Source organism: Lentzea sokolovensis (assembly GCF_033949975.1).
GTDB classification, from domain to species: Bacteria; Actinomycetota; Actinomycetes; order Mycobacteriales; family Pseudonocardiaceae; genus Lentzea; species Lentzea sokolovensis.
In genome coordinates, this window is record NZ_JAXAVU010000009.1 from 58,109 (window position 1) to 71,829 (window position 13,721).

Sequence of the window (13,721 nt, forward strand, 5' to 3'; positions counted from 1 at the left end):
GTTCCCGTGACACCAAGTGAGCAGGAGCCGCACTGGCTCGACGAGGGCGAGATGCGCGCGTGGCGCACCTACGTGAACGGTTCGTCCATGCTCATGGACCGCCTGCACCGAGAGCTGCAGGACACCCACGGAGTGTCACTGGCGGACTACGAGATTCTGGTCAGGCTCTCCGAACAACCGAACCGGCGCATGCGAATGACGCAGCTCGCCGAAGACGTCGCCTCCTCGAAGTCACGCGTCTCCCACCAGGTGGCGCGCATGGAGAAGGCCGGCCTCGTCTCCCGCCGCGAGTGCACAGAGGACGGACGAGGCGTGCTAGCCGAACTGACCGCCGCCGGCATGGCGCAGCTGGTCGCGGCCGCCCCCACGCACCTGAGCGGGGTCCGGGAGCACATCGTCGACCTGATCACGCCCGAGGAGGGTGAGGTGCTGGCCAAGGTGTTCGACCGGGTCATGACACACCTGCGGGAGTCGAACGGCTAGGCTTTGGCGCTGACACCGGTGGTGTCGGGGAAGCGTGGCAGAGCGGCCGAATGCACCCGCCTTGAAAGCGGGAGACGGGCAACCGTCCGGGGGTTCAAATCCCTCCGCTTCCGCAGTTCAGAGGGGGTGTGACCGGCCGTTGAGGCTGGTCACACCCCCTCTGGTGTAGCAACGGGTGTAGCAACGACCTCAGCCCAGCTCGTCCGTGAGCCGTTTCAAGGCCTCCCGCTTGTCCTCAAGGGAGACGGCCGCGTAGATCATCATCGTCACTTCAATGTTCGAGTGGCCGACGATGTCCCGGACGATGTGCGGCGGTACGCCGAGCCTCAGCAGCAGCGTCACGCACGAATGCCGGATGTCGTGAAAGCGCACGTTGTCCAGGCCCGCGCGCTTCCGGATCGGATACCAACTCGACCTCAGGTAGGTCGGATCGATCGGCCCGCCGGTGACCGTGGCGAAGATCAACCCCGACTCCTCCCACTTGTCGCCGGCCGCCTCCGCTTCGTCGTCCTGTAGGTCCCAGTGGTCGACCAGCGCCCAGGCCACGAGGAGCGGCAGGGGCATCACCCGCTCTGACCGGTCCGTCTTCGGCGGGACGAACACGAGCTTGGTGCCGACCCGCTGAAGGGTCTGCCGGATCTGCAATGTCGGGAAGTGCTGCCCCGCGCAGTCCTCACAGAAGTCGTCTCCGTGTTCTGCGCATGGCTCGTCCCACTTGTCCCAGTCGATGTCCTTCCACCGAAGGCCGAGCAACTCACCGCGCCGCATTCCGAGGTAGAGCGCCAGGACGTACAGCGCCTTCAGCCGATCGTTTTCCGCAGCCTTTAGTAGCGCCTTTGCTTGATCGGCGTCCAGACCTCGGTTCACGTCATACCGAGGCGACCTGACCTGAACGAGCCTGGCGACGTTGCGCGGCACGACCTCCTCCCGCATTGCGTGCGCCAGCGCATTCCTCAGAACAGCATGGATCTGCTGAATGGTCCGGTCGGAAAGAACCGTCTTGCAGCACTTCCCCTTGGCACAGCAACGCCGTGCATCCTTCGGCCGGTTGGCGTCGATCTTCTCCGCACAGCACCGGCAGTCGTTCCGCAGCCGCGTGATGAACGTCCGGACGTCCTGGGCCGACAACCGATGGAGCTTCTTCGCCCCGAGGTTGGGCACCAGGTGCCGCCGCACGACCACGCCGTACCCCTCGACCGTCCGAGGCCTCTTCGTCGCGGCCACAGTGGACAGCCAGTACTTGAGATAGCTCTCCAACGTCCACGTCTCCGCCGCTACCGGGATGCCGGCATCGGAGTCCGTGATCTTCTTCCTGAGCTTCTTCCAGGCCTCCGACTCCGTGGTTGCCGAAACAGTGACGCGCTTGCGGTGCCCGGTCGTGGTGAGCACGTAGGCCGCGCCGACCCACAGCCCATCCTTGCGCTGGTAGACGGAGCCCTCACCGTTGGACCGCTTGCCGCCCGCCATTACGCAGCCTCCGCGATCAGCCGAGACAGGTACGCCTGCACCGACGAGGCCGGAACCCGACGACTCCCGCCGATCTTGACAGACACCAGCTCACCGGCCCTGATCAAGTCGAACACCTTTGTCCGCCCCACCCGAAGGGCCCGAGCGACTTCCTCAACGCGATACGCGATGTCGTTCATGTCTTCCCCCTTGGTTGATCAGGCCGCAGTTGCCGAAAGATCTGGAGGCCCAGCCGCGAGTAGCGCGCGGTCGTACTCGGCCTTCCACGTCACGCGTTGAGCGATCGCATGCATGAGCAGATGCGCCCGTGGCGGCACGTTCGGGTCACCAGGCCGAACCTTGTGCCAGACGAGCCGAGCCGGGTCCTTTTCCGGCTTCTCGATCCCCACGGCCTTGAGCGCCTGGACCACGAACCGCTTCCGATCGGCCTTGTGATCCGCGAGCGTCTTCCCCGACCACTTGCGGGACACCAGAACCCGCCGCCCAGGCAGTCCGAGCGTGGCCCTGCGGTGAGCCCTTCCCTTGCACCGTCCTGGGCTCATGCGGGAGTTCGCTCCGCGAGGCTGGACGCCGTAGAGGAGCCAGTTCGCGCACCTGTCCGAGCAGGGCGTGACGGCCAACTCATCGGCCAAGCGGTCCGCATGCCGGCGTTGTCGCTCGGTGTCCTGCTCGACCACCTCACCGATGGACTTCGTGAGGTACTTCGTCAGGTAGCCGATGTGCCGCCCAGCTTCCTCAGAGCCGCCGAGGATGCCCTTGGAGTGCACCTGTCGCCCGAACTTCGCGACGTGCGCCGGTTCCTCGACCTCCGCGTCTTCCCAGGTGGTCAAGGCCCTTCGGGTGTCGGGGTCGATGAACGCCTTGGCGTCGAAGTCCCAGACCGGCAGCCGGTCCACGTAGACGCGTTCGTCGTGGTTGGGCCACCACACCTGGTGGTAGGTGGCCGCCGTGACCAGGCGAATCAGCTCGTGAGGGATTGAACCGCGGAGTGCTGCGTGCAGGTGCGGAGCAGCGCGTTTCTGGGGCTCGACCGTGGCGAAGTACTGGACGTCCCAGCCAGCCACGCGCCGCAGGTTCTGCCACCACCGGTCAATGAGGCTTGCGAAGTGGACCGCATCCCTTGCCGCACGGCGGTAGTCGTAGCTGTCCGGGTCAACGGGCGTGCCGTCGTCGCGCACCTTGCCGTAGGTGTCCAGCGTGAGCGTCACGAACATCGAGGGACGGAAGGCTCCCGCGAACTCCCGTCCAACCGTTCGCTTTTCAACCCGCCGCCGAGGCAGGTCCGGCGCATCCTGCCGACGCTTCGTCGAGCGCTTCACGGGCCGCTTGCCGGGATCGTCCGGCGAAGGCAGGCGACCACGGACGCCGAGTTGCCGAAGTTCGTCGTCGACGCTGTGGATCTCCTCCCGCAGCTCGTCCGCTTCAGCCGAGTTGCCTTCCTCCTTGAAGGCCTTCATGAGGTCAGCGCGGTACTCCAGCAGCTCCGTCTGGTCCTTTGTGGGCGGTTCCGGGGTGAAGTCGGGCTCCACTTCCATGTGCCAGCCTTCGCGGCACTGAGCCATCCGCAAGGCCTTGGCCTTCTTGGCGCAGGGCTTGCAGACGCTCTCGATCGTCGAGCCACACGGCACCGCGACGTAGCGAACCTCGTAGGACTCGTGGTCTTCGACTTCCATCGTGAACGGCCGCACGCACACGCCGTGCTGTTCAGCGGCAGCCTTGGTGACGTCGAGCGCGGCCGGTTGCCTCATCCGTTCCGCGCGCGTCTGGCCTGCAACATCGCCGGGAAACGTGGTGACGTTCGTGCTCATGCCGCCTCCCTCTGGTCGTGGCTTGCAGGGAACTCGTGGACGGTCGCCGGGGCGAGGAACAGCCCGAGCTCAACCAGGTCCGCATCCGTGACGTGAAAGGCCCGAGCCCGGTCCGGTTCGCGCTGTCCGTCTTCCTTGAGCCACGCGACGCCGGGCGTGTTCTCGCTGATCTCGTGAGCTGCCGCGCCGCGTTGCCGAACGCCATCGCCAAGCACCATGTCGACCTGGATCGGCTCGTCGAGACGCAGCGCCACGCGAGTCGTGAACAGGTGCCGGAAGCTCACGATCTCCTTGCGCGGGTCCTGCACCAGGGCCACCGTCGCGACACCGGGAGCGCGTCCCTGCGAGCTGATCGTCTGGACCGCACGAGATGCACGCTCCCGAAGCTGCTTGTCCTGCTGGTAGGCGATCAGGTCCGCCAGCTCGTCCACCACCAGGACCGTGAACGGCTCACCGGCGCTACGCGTCCACAGGCGACGAACACCCCGGTACCGCGAAGCCCGCGCCTTGACCTCCGCCGCGATCTCTTCCAGCAGCTCGACCGCGTCCGGCCCGTTGTCGTAGACGACCTTGTCGAAGGCGTCCGGACACTGGCCCAGCTCCATCCCGCCCTTGGGATCAATGCCGACGAGACGAACCAGGCCGGCACGAATCGCGGGAGCGAGCTGCCAGACGATCGACCAGAGCACCGAGCCCTTGCCCGCACCGGGCACGCCGACCACGAGGACCTGCGAGCCGAGGAGCTTGAGCCGCCAGGGCTTACCGGTCTCCGTGCGTCCGACCACCAGCTTCTTGAGGTCGACGTCCGCGGAGTCATCGAGCCGCGGGACGGGTACTGGTCGGGCGAGCGGGTCAGCGTGGATGAAGTCGAGTTCGAGCAGCCGAGGCTTCAGCACCCTCACACGGCACGACCGAGCGTTGAAGGAATGCGCCAGGTTGTCCCGCCGCGCTTCCCACTGCTCTGGAGACTGCGCCGGAATCATCCGCACCCGGACCTTGTCCCGCCAGCCCTCAGCACGAACGCGCCGCAGAGCAGGCCGGTACTCCTTGCCCCGGTGTTCCTTAGCGAGGTCCGCCAGCCGCATCACGGTGCGCCACTTCGGCACGTAGACCGTTGCTCGCCGCCATTCGGTGACGACGCGGTACCAGCAGTGCCGCAGGTACGACCGCCGATGAAGCCCGTACCAGACCAGCAGCCCAGCCACGAGCGTGAGCAGCGCCAGCACGAGCGGCGAGAGCCCGAACCTTCGGTACGCGGCGAGCCCGAGGAAAGCCACGCCGGCCGCGACCGGGTAGCGCAGTCCGACGAGGACCAGGCGGACACCGAGCCACACCGCGAACCCCGTCAGCACGAACGGTGCGGCAATGACCTTCGCCCACCGGGGAAGCCAAATCCACCAGGGAAAGCGAGGCCGAGCCCCCTCGAACGGAGCCGGATCAACCCACTTCGTGCCGCTCATCGCGCACCGCCTGAGCACGCGACGCACTCAAAGACGGTGCCCACACTCGGGATGCGGCCGACCGGCCGGAACGCTCCCTGACCGGTCTCACACTCACGCTTGCACGACAGGCACTCAAGCCCTTCTGCCTGCGCCTGAGTCAGGTCGAGGCTGACGAGTTCTCCGTTCTCAAGCATCACGGCGAACGTCGACACGGTCTGCTTGCTGGCGATCAGCCGATCCCAGCGTTGTTGTTTCAGGGCCTTGTCTGGCGCACAGGTACGCCCAGGCTCTACGCTCATCGTTGTTCACTCCCACGTTGGAGGGACAAGCGCAGGAGCGGCGTGGTTGGTAGCCGGTTTCCGCTTCTGCGCCTACGTTTCCCTTACGCCGCAAGAAGACATGCGGCATCGCCGCGTGACCTGACAAGATCACACGCTCCGTCTAAAAAGGACTAACTAGGCCTTCGCGGACTTCTTCCCGGCGAGTTCACGGTCGATCGCTTCAGCCTTCTCCCGCTCGCGAGTGGCCCAATAGAGGGCTTCGTGGTGGTGCGCCCGATCGATCTCAGCGATCCGTGCGTACACAGCCGCGGAACGGACGTAGAAGTCCCGCATCACCTTGGGCGCAGAGTTCGGCGCGGGCATCAACTTGCCCACAACGTCGTGCGCCTCCATCAGCGTGCGAGCCTCCTGCGCAGGCACCCACTGCTCCGGCTTCGACATGCTCATTCCTCGTCCTGATCAGCCAGGGCAACCCGCGCCTGCTCAATGCGCGCCCGGCGGTCGAATTCCTCTGCCGCAATGGAGCAGGCATGCCGAGCCCACAAGGGCACCGCTAGATCGGCGGCCAAGATCCGCCATGCCTGCGCCACTGCCGAATAACCGAGAGCGAGACGGACCACCGCCCGCGCATCCCCGATGCTGGAAGCGGCGAACAGCGCCGCCGTCTGCTCCGCGTACGCGGTGTTCCAGCGGGCGACCGCCTCACGCGACGGCCGCGCCACCGTCAGGCCGCCGTCTTCTGCTCGCTCTGGCCCTGCTGACCAGCAGGCTTGCTCTCGCGCTTCGGCGGAGTTCCGACCTGGAGCGAAGCAATGCCCGTCGCCCGGATGATGAAGCCCTGGTACTTGAACCGGTCGCCCATGACGCGCGGCTCGACCGTCAGCCCCTCGAACGCGACCGGCCTCACCTCGACGCCGGGCATGACCTGCACGGCCTGCGGCGGGACGGGCTGAACGTCCGCGAGCACGGTGATCGTGACCGATGCGTCCCGCTCCTTCTCTGCCGACGGGTCGGTGACGACGACCTTCCACTGCCGCTTGCCGGAGCGTTCGTCGATCTTCTGCTTGGCCTGCTTACCGCGGGCCTTGTCCTCCTGGCTCATGTACTCCATGTCCGGAGCGACCTCACCGACCATCAGCGCACCCATCGGAAAGACCTGGTCAAACGCCGCTTCGAATCGCGTGCCGTACGGAACCGCCATGACAACCTCCGTAGCTTGCTAGGTCGCCTGTCCGACCTAGACAAGTTACAAGCTAGCTAGGTTGTCTAGCCAAGTCAAGCAAGTCAGTCTGCAACTGAGTGAGCTAGCTCCCTAGGCGGGCTAGACAGGATCTCCGCACCCTTGGAGACTTGGTTCGTAACCGCAGGCCTGGTTCGTAACCACGCGCGCGGTACGTACCAAGTAGTGGTTGGCAAACCGGCAAGCAACGCTAGGCAGAAGAGGAACCCGATGGCTCTCGACCCGGATGACCCGCGACCGCCTTACGTGCAGGTGGCGAACGCTCTACGGGCTGCCATCCTCACCAAGGTCTTCAAGGCAGGGGACAAGCTGCCATCGCGCGCCGAGCTGGCGAAGAAGTACGAAGTCGCGCCGATGACCGTGCAGAACGCGCTGCGCGAGCTGCGCGACGAAGGCCTGATCGTCTCCCGACAGGGCAGCGGCGTCTTCGTCCGCGAGCGCACCGAACGCCCGGTAGGACTCCGGCCGCACATCGAGCGCGCCTTCGAGGCCGAGCACGTCACCATCGACTTCTCCGGTTTCTCCGGCGAGACCCTGCAAGGCGTCATGCAGGAGCCACTGGACAAGATCCGAATCGGCCGGCTGACACCCACCTCGATCAACATCCGGATGCTCGTCCCGGATACATCTCAGCCGTGGGCGATCCCGTGCCAGGTCGAGGACTTGCAGGACAGCCCAGGCTTCCGCAAGCGCATGGACGAGATCATGCGCCGCCACACCCTCGCGATCGTGGACAACGTCGAGGAACTCGGAGACCTCGGCCTGGTCAAGGACGTCTCCGTCGAGATCAAGGTCCACCGAGCGGCACCGCTGTTCAAGCTCTACCTGCTCAACAACGAGGAAGCCTTCTTCGGCTTCTACCCGGTTCGAGAGCACGTCATCCGCTTCGACGGCGACCCGAAGCCGATCTACGACCTGGTCGGCAAGGAAGCCATCCTCTTCCACCACAGCGTCACTGACGACGACACGAGTACCGGCAGCCAGTACGTAGAGCAGGCTCGTATGTGGTTCGACTCCATGTGGGGAACAGTCTCCACGGAGTACAAGCGGTGAAGGATAACCGCGTTCGTCTGAACGATATCGAAGCGCTACGCAAGCTCTTTATCGGCACCAAAGCCCTGCTTCTGGACTTCGACGGTCCTATCTGCGACGTATTCGCAGGGTTTCCCGCCTCAGTAGTGGCTGACCAACTACGTGGCATTCTGGCAGATGAAGGGCACGGCGAACTGCCATCTGACATTCGGACAACTCGTGATCCGTTCGACGTACTTAAGTGCGCTTCGCGGATAGGAAGGGATGAAGCCAGGTATGTAGAGGCAGCACTTCGCGCACACGAGGTCGAAGCAGCAAGAAGCGCCAAGCCGACGCCAGGAGCGCATGAGCTAATTCGAGCGTTCAGAAAGACAGGGCGCACGATCGCCGTCGTAAGCAATAACTCTGCCGCGGCCATCGAGGCGTATCTAGGGATATGGGACCTTCAGCGAGAAGTGAACCTAGTCAGCGCTCGCACTCAGCCAGAGCCAGACCTTCTCAAGCCAAGCCCACACCTACTGATTGAGGCAGTGGCAGGAATCAGTGCTGATGTCCGTGCGTGCACATTCATTGGCGATTCCGTGACGGACATCCAGGCAGCAAACAGCATCAGCATGCCCGTGGTTGGGTTCGCAAATAAAATCGGAAAGCTCGAAGAGTTCCGCGCTTTGCACCCAGCAGCGATCGTTACCCAAATTGAAACTTTGACCGATCTGGCGCGTTAGGCATCATTTCGAAGAAGCACTACACTCTCCCGCAGGTGATCAGAAGTGTGGCCGCGGCGACGAAGGTTTCTCGCCACCCGTATTTCTTCAACGGTCCAGCCGGCGATCTCGCCCAGGCGAGCCAGCATCACATCTGCGGCGATAACTAGGCTGCTCTCTTCCGAGCCGTGAACAGAGTTTCCAACCACAAGTGCGCACCGTCCACCTGCGGCACTGATGTTTCGTAGACCGAGCAGGACCTGCAGCATGTCATCTGCGTAACCGGCGACGACCTGCCTCCTGCCTACGGCGTAACGATCGTCAGCGATCGCATCCAGGATAGGATCCACTAGCCCATCAACGGCCTGCTTCAGTGGAGAATCTTGATAGGCGTATTTGTCAGGGAATCGAATACTCGGGTGGCTTCGGAGAGTGCCAAGCCGTTGGGAGCGCATATCATCCAAGTTTTGGTACACCTCGAGTGCCCAAGACTCGGTCTTATAAACCTCCGTATAGTCGATGTTGTTCGGGTATGGAGGAGAGCATATTATCCAGTCAAACTTACTTGACGACGCGTGAGACTCTACGTCTCGAGCGTCACCGAGAACCGCATTGGCCTCGATATCACATTCCGAGGGAGAAAGTGACGCCAGATCCTCGAGACACTTCGTCATAGCTTGACGGAATGCGCTAGTTGGATCAATCGGCGTTCGGCCTGGAGCAAAACGTAGGGCGCGACCGTCTCGTCTCAGCATCCCTGATGGTTCTACAGCAGCCGCAATACACCCCTTATAGATGCATCGGACCACATCGTCTTCGATGCTATCCGCTGCGCGGTTCATGGCGATCAAAGCGCGTACATGATTAGGCGGAAAATAAGCTTCGTTGTTCAGAGTTGTCGAAATCGTGGCGAGAGATCGCCAGCTACGACGAAAGTCTTTGTATCGGTTCCAGAACATCGGCTCGTGGAGCGTCACGTCCGCGCCAAGAGATCGACCGATACTAATTCCAGCTACCTTAGCGGACGCGATAGTATGGATAGCCGGATTTCGTTCCACTCCCAAACATCGAGCTGGCAAGCCTAGCTCACGAGCAAACTTTAGAGCGCTGACAAGAGTGGTCCCGCTTCCGAGGAACGGGTCGCAGATCGATAGCTGATCTGTAGGAGAGTAAGCGGCATCCTTGAAGAGCCTTGCCAGTAGCGCCCACGAGTAGCCTTCTTTGAAATGAAACCATCTATGAAACGGTTCATCGGCGTTCCCTGTGGGGGTTACCAGGGGGCCGTAATCCGCCTGGCGCTCGCTGATCGTCCACTTTGACTCAAGTGAACGGTAGTGGGCCGACAGCTCTTCTCCGGCCACGTCAGACACGTCGGCAGACCCTCCACAGTCTCACAAAATTGATGGATCACGATACCTTAGCACGTCGGTATGCCTTTGAAGACGCGAAGATATGCCATGACCTCAGTTCAACGCTGAGCCGGGCGGCGAGGTCTCTGACGTTATCAAAGCAGCTATCACCGGTGTATTCGACACGCATGTCAAAGCAACAAAGAGCAGCCAATCGTGTACCTCGCTCATCCCGGTACGTGGCCGCCTGCTCAACACCGCTCCTTGTCCAGTCATCATTCTCGCGATCGCTAACGCTTGCCCCGGTTGACCCAAAGTCGCGAAGAACCTTTAGCTCCAAAACGACGTGACGTGTTATCTGTGATCGATCGAACGGCGACGCTTCTTCGATCTCGATGTCAAGCCGACCGGACGCCTGCGGCTGCTCGGCCTTAACGTCGCAGCCAGGAAAGTGGCCAGTAAGCCCTGCTCGCAACACGCCCTGAATCAGGTCTTCGGCCTTACTTGAGGTGAAGTGCTTGTCAGCCTTCTCCCACAGCGCCATTGCCTTTTGCTGAACGTTCGGTGTGCACAATTGCTGTTCATACAACCGGTCGATGACAACGAATACTTCTTCTAGCGTTATCAGGTTGCCGAAGACCTTAATGAAGCGGAAGTTGTCAGCGTTGGCCAAACCTTCCGGATAGTACCTTGTTTCAGGTGTAGGTGTACGAGCGTCAAACACGACCGCGGGCACGTGACCGGCCTCGAGCTCGTTGACCGCTAGCTGAAGCAACTGCTCGTCATCCTCGTCTGGATCAAGGTGAACTGCAGTGCCATTGCTTGCTGTCTTGTTTACAAACCACATACGGCCAGATACTCCACGTAGACCGTTGTCAAGCATCCATACTTGGCTGGTCTCGCGGCTACCTGACAAGTCGAGAGGTTGAGGATGCAAAAAGAATATTGCTGGAGACTGCTCAGATACCTCACCTTGATCGATTCGCTTTCGAATCAATTGAGTGACGCTAGTTAGAAACCGAACATCGTCCGGCAGGTCGGTATTTCGCCCGACACCGAGGAAGTTCTTCAAGGTTTGTTCGAGTTTAGAGTCGGCCCAGGGACCAGATGTGTCGCTAGAGCGCATCATCATCAGCCCCAATCAGACCATACAAGTGGCGCACGTACAGATGAGTCAGCTCCGCGTCACTGAGAGCCCGCTCTGATGCCATCAGCTGCGTGAAACGCTGACTCACCTGAACAGTTCGCGTCGGCTGGGCGTCCTCAGGGGACAGGTCAACGACACTACCGAAATCCACAAGCGGGTCTGAATATGTGGCATCAACGAGGACAGCTTGATTCATTCCCGAAATTCCGAGGCCAGAAAGTGCGAGCGTAACTTCGAGTACAAAACTGAGTTCCCTCGAGAACTGCTCGTCTGAAGATATAGCCGCGAGAATCCTGGCCGAGAACGTCGGATTGAGTGCATACTTTGCATCGATTCGTCGACCGCTTGATACCGTCAAATAGTGGACCGAAGACGGCATGAGCACGCCCCGACCGACTAGCGAGTCGATGTCAGCCTGTATCTCAGGATTGGATGGAACATCGACCTTTTTGAGCAGTCGACTTTCGAGAACCGGTATGTTCCAGATGGGCGCTAGCGCATCCGCAAAGTAGGCGACAGTGTGCACCACCTGCAGGGGGACAGGTGAAATACCGGTCCGGGCACATGCATGAACGATTGCCACGAGCCGTACAGCGATTCTGGCGTGTTGGGCGAGGTTGCGATCTAATTTTGTGATCACAGATCCCCTCCGTCGAACAAGTCCATCAGCGCTTCGTCGTATTCTGCGCGGAGGTGTGTTAGCGCGGCCGTCGGAGAGGCTATTTCAAAAAGATTGATAAGCCTGGAGTCTTCTCTTGAAACTATTCCAGAGGACCGCAGGAGAGTGGGAATCAACTTGCCCTCGACGAGATTTGAGGTTAGGATAACCCGATTCTGCTGAGGCGGTGCACAGAACTGAGCGAGAACCTTAGCTGCCCTCGGAGCGAAAACCGCATCCAAGGACGATTCAGGGGCATCCATAACAAGCGTGCCAGTTCCGCCTTCGCCGGCGACAGCGATCAATGCCATTCTGAAAGCCAGGTCGATAAACTCTCTCTGGCTTTCTGAAACTTGCTCAGCTCCTCGCCGTCGCACAGGAGAGTTGAAGTCGCTTCCTGTCATGTCTACTTCAAATACGGCAAACTCTACCGGGCTTCCCTGCTGGCCCACTTTTTCTTTGCGAATACCCCAAGCCAGCTCGCACGTCTCGAGTAGGAATTCCACCGCGTGGCTATCGAAGGCAGCCTTAACCTCTTCTTGGCGCGTCGAAAACTTGTGATTTGCAGCGTCAATCAGATCGGTGTACGACGCCCGGATAACTTGCAGTTCGGCTGTGAGCTCCCGTTGCTGCGATCGAAGTGAATTTAGCTCGGATCGCCGTTCCCGGATCTTGTGCTCCGATTGCGGGAGCTGACTAACAAGTGCGTCTATTTGGGTTTCTCGACGCGCGAGAGACGCCCGCAGTTCCTGCGCGGTCCTGACGGACCGCTTGTATTGCTCTTGAGCTTCCTCCGTAGCCGCGCGCGTCAGGTCGCGATGCTCGTCAGCGTTCTTGAGCATGTTAACCGCGCGGGTCATATCGAACTCATCGGTTGCGATTGACAACGGCTCGATAGGTGTTGAGCACACCACGCATTTCGAGTGATCTAGCCGGCTTCGGAGTTCTTCCGCGAAAGATGGAACCTCGGTTGAACAGGCAATACATGTGTCCGCAGACAACAACTGACTCAAAATATAGGCACTGCTCTCCGCTGTGGACGGAAAGGATCTATGTATCTGTTCTAGACGTTTGTATTCGACGTTGCGGTACGCCGACTCTCGTTCCTCGGCTGCGCGGAGAGCTGCAAGCTTCGCGGATTGCAGCTCAGAGTCCAGAAGGTTTAGCTCTGATTCCAGTCGCTCCAGCTGTCCTTCTTCGGCGTCCTGCTGTGCAGCGAGATCATTAATTGCTTGCTCAAGTGCCGATCTTGAGGCGCTCGTCTTTTCTAGGTTCTTGAGTGCCGACTCTTGCTTGAATAGAGTTGCCGAAAGGTTTCTAACGGTGCTGTCTTTGCTCAGCAGCTCTGCCTCGAGCTTGAGGTACGTTTCTGTTTCTGCAGGAGAAAGAAACAGAAGGCGCAGAATCTGACGCTGCGCGGTAGTATCCCAAACGAGCGACCTTCGATCTTCGAAGTAGAAGACGAGGTATCGAAGTATCAAGATCCAGTCCTCGAACCCGTGTACGCCTGCCGCCTCGGTGATGGCCCTTTTGTACTCGTCTTCCGTCGGGGAAAGGGGTTGCCCGTCGACCATAAGAGTCAGCAGAGTTAGGTTACTCAGATCGCGTTCTACGAGAAGCTCAGTTTCGCCGAGACGAAACTGAAGAGTCGCCGTCGCGCCTGCAGCCCCATCGTGAACCCTGGCAGCGAAGGTCTTTCGATCTGCGCGAGGTATGCCGCTGGTGTCGAGCTGTCGAGACCCCAGCTCCGGGCGAGAGGCTACGCCGGCGATGTCGGTTGTGCCGGAACACAGCCTGTACAAGAGCAACACAAGCGTGCTCTTCCCAAGGCCGTTTGCTCCGAGTACCAACGTGAGGCCAGGCTCGAACTCTGCGGTTAGTCCAGGACGTTGGTCAGTGCCTGGATACAGGCCGTATCGATCCACGGAGAGGCGTTCGAAAATCGGAAACCTGATCATGGCTACCTCAGTTGGGACGGACTGCCGGCCAGTGCCTCGACCTTAGCTAGGTGTGTGTCGGGCTGTGGCAGCTTCGCGTTACGCCGATAGGGTCGAATCTGCGTCTGGTTCCCGAAGGACGGGATACGACGCATGCCGCAGGACATCGACGT

The 13,721-nt window shown here is 61.0% G+C and carries 15 protein-coding genes and 1 tRNA gene; 4 read left to right on the forward strand and 12 right to left on the reverse strand.

The window, feature by feature from the left end:
• The first annotated feature begins 51 nt into the window (after positions 1-51).
• Positions 52-483 (forward strand): MarR family winged helix-turn-helix transcriptional regulator, encoded by a 432-nt coding sequence (locus tag SK854_RS17570; RefSeq protein WP_319976929.1) that lies wholly within the window; start codon positions 52-54, stop codon positions 481-483.
• 28 nt (positions 484-511) lie between these two features.
• Positions 512-596, forward strand: a tRNA-Ser gene (locus tag SK854_RS17575).
• A 76-nt stretch (positions 597-672) separates the two neighbouring features.
• Here SK854_RS17575 and SK854_RS17580 read toward each other — a convergent pair.
• The 8 genes from SK854_RS17580 to SK854_RS17615 form a co-directional block, all read right to left on the reverse strand.
• Positions 673-1,950: a tyrosine-type recombinase/integrase gene (locus SK854_RS17580; protein WP_319976181.1), complete on the reverse strand. Its 1,278-nt coding sequence runs from the start codon at positions 1,948-1,950 to the stop codon at positions 673-675.
• Positions 1,950-2,129 (reverse strand): helix-turn-helix domain-containing protein, encoded by a 180-nt coding sequence (locus SK854_RS17585; RefSeq protein ID WP_090074583.1) that lies wholly within the window; start codon positions 2,127-2,129, stop codon positions 1,950-1,952. Before SK854_RS17585 ends, SK854_RS17580 begins: the two co-directional genes overlap by 1 nt.
• Positions 2,130-2,147: 18 nt before the next feature.
• Positions 2,148-3,758 carry a replication initiator gene (locus SK854_RS17590; protein ID WP_319976182.1) on the reverse strand — a complete coding sequence of 537 codons (1,611 nt, stop codon included), beginning with the start codon at positions 3,756-3,758 and terminating at the stop codon, positions 2,148-2,150.
• Positions 3,755-5,110: an FtsK/SpoIIIE domain-containing protein gene (locus SK854_RS17595; protein ID WP_319976183.1), complete on the reverse strand. Its 1,356-nt coding sequence runs from the start codon at positions 5,108-5,110 to the stop codon at positions 3,755-3,757. The genes SK854_RS17590 and SK854_RS17595 overlap by 4 nt, the downstream gene beginning before the upstream one ends.
• Before the next feature lie 104 nt (positions 5,111-5,214).
• A complete protein-coding gene (locus SK854_RS17600; protein ID WP_319976184.1) occupies positions 5,215-5,499 on the reverse strand; it encodes a hypothetical protein in 285 nt (94 codons plus the stop codon).
• Between the two features lie 156 nt (positions 5,500-5,655).
• Positions 5,656-5,922 (reverse strand): AMED_5909 family protein, encoded by a 267-nt coding sequence (locus SK854_RS17605; protein ID WP_319976185.1) that lies wholly within the window; start codon positions 5,920-5,922, stop codon positions 5,656-5,658.
• Between the two features lie 2 nt (positions 5,923-5,924).
• A complete protein-coding gene (locus SK854_RS17610; RefSeq protein WP_319976186.1) occupies positions 5,925-6,203 on the reverse strand; it encodes a hypothetical protein in 279 nt (92 codons plus the stop codon).
• A 2-nt stretch (positions 6,204-6,205) separates the two neighbouring features.
• Positions 6,206-6,682 carry a hypothetical protein gene (locus tag SK854_RS17615; RefSeq protein ID WP_319976187.1) on the reverse strand — a complete coding sequence of 159 codons (477 nt, stop codon included), beginning with the start codon at positions 6,680-6,682 and terminating at the stop codon, positions 6,206-6,208.
• Positions 6,683-6,931: 249 nt separating this feature from the next.
• On the opposite strand from SK854_RS17615, the gene SK854_RS17620 reads away from it, so the two are divergent.
• Together SK854_RS17620 and SK854_RS17625 are read left to right on the forward strand one after the other, a co-directional pair.
• Positions 6,932-7,774, forward strand: coding sequence for a GntR family transcriptional regulator (locus SK854_RS17620; protein ID WP_319976188.1), 843 nt, complete (start codon positions 6,932-6,934; stop codon positions 7,772-7,774).
• Complete coding sequence (locus SK854_RS17625) at positions 7,771-8,478, forward strand: HAD family hydrolase (protein ID WP_319976189.1); 708 nt, start codon at positions 7,771-7,773, stop codon at positions 8,476-8,478. The genes SK854_RS17620 and SK854_RS17625 overlap by 4 nt, the downstream gene beginning before the upstream one ends.
• Here the strand turns inward: SK854_RS17625 and SK854_RS17630 are convergent.
• The 4 genes from SK854_RS17630 to SK854_RS17645 all read right to left on the reverse strand — a co-directional run bounded on the left by SK854_RS17630 (position 8,475) and on the right by SK854_RS17645 (position 13,569).
• Positions 8,475-9,827, reverse strand: coding sequence for a hypothetical protein (locus SK854_RS17630; protein WP_319976190.1), 1,353 nt, complete (start codon positions 9,825-9,827; stop codon positions 8,475-8,477). The genes SK854_RS17625 and SK854_RS17630 overlap by 4 nt on opposite strands.
• A gap of 37 nt (positions 9,828-9,864) precedes the next feature.
• Positions 9,865-10,878, reverse strand: coding sequence for a hypothetical protein (locus SK854_RS17635; RefSeq protein WP_319976191.1), 1,014 nt, complete (start codon positions 10,876-10,878; stop codon positions 9,865-9,867).
• A gap of 43 nt (positions 10,879-10,921) precedes the next feature.
• Positions 10,922-11,479, reverse strand: a complete 558-nt coding sequence (locus SK854_RS17640) for a hypothetical protein (protein WP_319976192.1) — start codon at positions 11,477-11,479, stop codon at positions 10,922-10,924.
• A 110-nt stretch (positions 11,480-11,589) separates the two neighbouring features.
• The gene (locus SK854_RS17645; protein ID WP_319976193.1) at positions 11,590-13,569 is read right to left on the reverse strand and encodes an AAA family ATPase; all 1,980 of its coding nucleotides are present in this window, start codon (positions 13,567-13,569) and stop codon (positions 11,590-11,592) included.
• Positions 13,570-13,721 lie beyond the last annotated feature (152 nt).

Excerpts from the sequence above, each read along its gene's own strand:
- SK854_RS17585 (WP_090074583.1), bottom strand. The coding sequence starts at position 2,129 with ATGAACGACATCGCGTATCGCGTTGAGGAAGTCGCTCGGGCCCTTCGG.
- SK854_RS17605 (WP_319976185.1), bottom strand. The coding sequence starts at position 5,922 with ATGTCGAAGCCGGAGCAGTGGGTGCCTGCGCAGGAGGCTCGCACGCTG.
- SK854_RS17570 (WP_319976929.1), top strand. The coding sequence starts at position 52 with ATGCGCGCGTGGCGCACCTACGTGAACGGTTCGTCCATGCTCATGGAC.
- SK854_RS17620 (WP_319976188.1), top strand. The coding sequence starts at position 6,932 with ATGGCTCTCGACCCGGATGACCCGCGACCGCCTTACGTGCAGGTGGCG.
- SK854_RS17600 (WP_319976184.1), bottom strand. The coding sequence starts at position 5,499 with ATGAGCGTAGAGCCTGGGCGTACCTGTGCGCCAGACAAGGCCCTGAAA.
- SK854_RS17590 (WP_319976182.1), bottom strand. The coding sequence starts at position 3,758 with ATGAGCACGAACGTCACCACGTTTCCCGGCGATGTTGCAGGCCAGACG.
- SK854_RS17645 (WP_319976193.1), bottom strand. The coding sequence starts at position 13,569 with ATGATCAGGTTTCCGATTTTCGAACGCCTCTCCGTGGATCGATACGGC.
- SK854_RS17615 (WP_319976187.1), bottom strand. The coding sequence starts at position 6,682 with ATGGCGGTTCCGTACGGCACGCGATTCGAAGCGGCGTTTGACCAGGTC.
- SK854_RS17580 (WP_319976181.1), bottom strand. The coding sequence starts at position 1,950 with ATGGCGGGCGGCAAGCGGTCCAACGGTGAGGGCTCCGTCTACCAGCGC.